Source organism: Gammaproteobacteria bacterium (genome assembly GCA_028817255.1).
Classification (GTDB): domain Bacteria; phylum Pseudomonadota; class Gammaproteobacteria; order Porifericomitales; family Porifericomitaceae; genus Porifericomes; species Porifericomes azotivorans.
Genome location: JAPPQA010000134.1, coordinates 8070 through 11302, shown reverse-complemented (window position 1 = coordinate 11302; position 3233 = coordinate 8070). Strand labels below are relative to the sequence as shown.

Annotated in this window: 3 protein-coding genes; 1 reads left to right on the top strand and 2 read right to left on the bottom strand. The window is 68.6% G+C overall.

What is annotated here, in order from left to right:
• The first annotated feature begins 42 nt into the window (after positions 1-42).
• Entirely contained in the window at positions 43-1215 is a 1173-nt protein-coding gene (locus OXU43_05915; protein MDD9824689.1) for an ATP-binding protein, read from the top strand.
• 81 nt (positions 1216-1296) lie between these two features.
• Here OXU43_05915 and OXU43_05910 read toward each other — a convergent pair whose 3' ends face one another.
• Positions 1297-2832 (bottom strand): oligopeptide:H+ symporter, encoded by a 1536-nt coding sequence (locus tag OXU43_05910; GenBank protein MDD9824688.1) that lies wholly within the window; start codon positions 2830-2832, stop codon positions 1297-1299.
• Positions 2833-2841: 9 nt separating this feature from the next.
• Positions 2842-3189, bottom strand: a complete 348-nt coding sequence (locus OXU43_05905) for a DUF2007 domain-containing protein (protein MDD9824687.1) — start codon at positions 3187-3189, stop codon at positions 2842-2844.
• Positions 3190-3233 lie beyond the last annotated feature (44 nt).

The window sequence follows — 3233 nt, the reverse complement described above, 5'->3', positions numbered from 1 at the left end:
CCGATCCTTGCAAATCGAAAGTCTATCTTTTAATTTGCAAGGATGATACGCCGCCGCGCATACCGCACCGTTCTGAATGCCCTGGGCCGCCAGGCCGCCGTCGCCCTGCTCGGTCCGCGCCAGGTGGGCAAGACGACGCTGGCGCTGGCGCTCGCCGAAGGCTCGGACGCGCTCTACCTGGACCTGGAAACCCGCGCGGACCGCGACCGGCTCGCGGACCCGGCGCTTTACCTGGGCGAGCACGAGGATCGCCTCGTCATTCTCGACGAGATTCACCGGACGCCGGAACTGTTTCGGGAACTGCGCGGCCTGATTGACCGGGGCCGCCGGCGGGGAAAGCGGACCCGGCGCTTTTTGATCCTGGGTTCGGCGTCGGTGGATTTGCTCCGGCAGTCGGGAGAAAGCCTCGCCGGGCGAATCGAGTATGTGCGACTGAATCCCCTGGATGTGCTGGAGGCGGCTGCCGATGCGCGGCTCATGAGAAAACTCTGGGTGCGGGGAGGATTCCCCGACAGTTTTCTTGCCGCCGGCGACGCCGACAGTTTCGCTTTTCGTCAGAACTTCATTCGCACGTATTTGGAGCGCGATGTGCCGCAGTTGGGCCGGCGTATTCCGGCGGAGACGCTGGAGCGGCTGTGGACGATGCTCGCCCACGGCCAGGGCACGCTGCTTAACGCCTCCAGGCTGGCCGCCGGTCTTGCCGTCAGCGCGCCTACGGTGACCGGCTATATCGCCCTGCTGGGCGATTTGCTCCTGGTGCGCCGGCTGCAACCCTGCCACGCGAATGTCAAAAAGCGCCTGCTTAAGTCGCCCAAGGTCTATGTGCGCGATGGCGGGCTGGTCCACGCCTTGCTTGGCATTGCGGACTACGACGCCCTGGCCGGTCATCCGGTGGTCGGCGCGAGTTGGGAAGGGTTCGTGATCGAGAATCTCCTGGCCGTTGCCCCGCCCCGGACGACGGCGGGTTTCTACCGCAGCTCCGCGGGCGCGGAGATCGATCTGCTGCTCAAGTTGCCGGGCCGGCGCGGGACCTGGGCCATCGAGATCAAGCGCGGATTTGCCGCCGCTCCCAGTAAGGGCTTTTACCACGCCCGCGAGGACCTGAAACCGAAGCGCTCTTTTGTAGTTTACGAGGGAGAAGAGCGTTATCCCGTCGCCAGGGGGGTGGAAGCGATCGGATTGCGGGAGATGGCGGCGCTCGTGGCAGGCGGCTGACGCGGCTGACGCGGCTGCGCGGGAACGGGACGCGAAACGGGACGCGACCCGGGGCCGCTGTTATGGCTGGATGCCGGGGGCTCAGCGCAATCCGTGGGTCATCCTGCTCAGCTTGGGGGCCAGGGCCAGCAGCACGATGCCGCTGACGGCGCCGACCAGGAACAGCTGCCCGAAGACCTGGGCGTAGGACGCCGTGGGGTCTGCCGCCGCCGCCGGCGTCGCCGTGACCAGGACGGCGATCAGTCCCGCCAGGTATTCGGCGAAGGCGGTGGCCAGGAACCAGGTCCCCATGGCCAGGCCGGTTACCGACGGCAGGGTAAGGCGGGTGACCATGGACAGGCCGATGGGCGACAGGCAGAGCTCTCCCGTGGTGTGCAGGAAGTACGCGAGCACGATCCATCCCAGCGCTACCAGCCGGTCTTCGCCGGCGTTCAATGCGCCCAGCGCCAGGGCGCCGAAGCCCAGCCCGGCCTGCAGGATGCCGAGGGAGAATTTGACCGGGGTGGAGGGTTCCCGCCGGGCGCGCGCCAGCCGGGCCCACAGCGCGGCGAATAACGGCGCCAGCAGGAGAATGAAGCCGGCGTTCAGGGACTGCAGGGTGGCGGCGGGGATCGTGAACAGGCCGGCGAAGTCGCGGTCCACCGCGCGGTCGGCGAACAGGTTCATGGAGCTGCCCGCCTGTTCGAACAGCGCCCAGAACACCACGGAGAAGAAGGTCAGCGTCAGCACGACTGCCAGCCGGTCCCGTTCGCGGCGGTCGCAGTGGCGCAGGCCGTGCCAGCCGAGCAGCAGGCAGGCGACACCCAGCGCGCCCGCCAGCCCGTACCCCACCCATTGCGGCCGCAACAGCAGCTGCCAGGTGAGCAGCACCATGGCCAGCCCGCCCAGGTACAGCCAGTGTTCGCGGCGCAACCCCGCCAGTTTGCCGCGCAGGAGCGCCGGGTCGGGCGGTTCCGCCGCCCCCGCCAGGAAGCGCTGGCCGTACAGGAAGGTGGCCAGTCCGACCAGCATCCCGATCCCGGCCAGGCCGAAGCCGTATCCCCAGCCGTAGAACTCTCCGACCGCGCCCACGATCAGGGAGGCGGCAAAGGCGCCCAGGTTGATGCCCATGTAGAACAGGGTGAAACCGCTGTCGCGCCGGGGGTCTTCGCGCGGGTACAGGCTCCCGACGAGCGCGGAGATGCTCGGCTTGAGGAAGCCGACGCCCACGCAGATCAGGGCCAGCGACAGGTGGAGGATCTGCAGACCCTGCCGGTCGGGCACGATCCCCGCGTCGGTGCGCAGGCCGCCCTCGCCCTCGTAGCTCATGCCGAAGTGCCCCAGGCACAGCAGCACGGCGCCGAAGACCACCGCCTTGCGCAGCCCCAGCCAGCGGTCGGCCAGCAGGCCGCCGATCACCGGCAGCGCGTAGGCCATGCCCAGGTAGCCGCCGTAGATGCGGCTCGCCTCGGCGTCGGCCAACAGGAAGTGTTTGGTCAGGTAGAAGATCAGCAGCGCCCGCATCCCGTAGAAGCTGAAGCGCTCCCACATCTCGGTCAGGAACAGGACGTACAGCCCCCGCGGGTGCCCCCACAGCTCCGCGGGCCCGCTCGCCGGCGCCGCTACGGCGTCACGCATATGCCCGATTCACGCGCCCGCTATTCCGGTCCGGCGCCCCAGCCGCTCCGGCCGTTCGCTGCCGCATTGCCAGCAGTGGGAGAACTGCGGCTCCAGCCGCTCGCCGCAACGGCGGCAACGCCACCGCCGCCCGCGCTCCGGCATGCCGTACAGCGCTTCGTCTATCAGCCGCCGGGCGATCCCGTAATCGCGGTTGTGCCGCACCCAGACTTCGATCCAGCACTCCACGGCGGGGATTTCGCCGATGCCGCCGCCCAGGTATTCGTTCTTCAGGGTGCAGGCGATGCCGCTGGCCTCCAGCAGGCCGCGCACATGTCCCGCGTCTATGAGGTTGTCGGCGCTGAAGACCTTTTTCAAGCCGATTCCCCGGAGGCGGGCGCGGCGGGCGTAGCGGGTGCGGC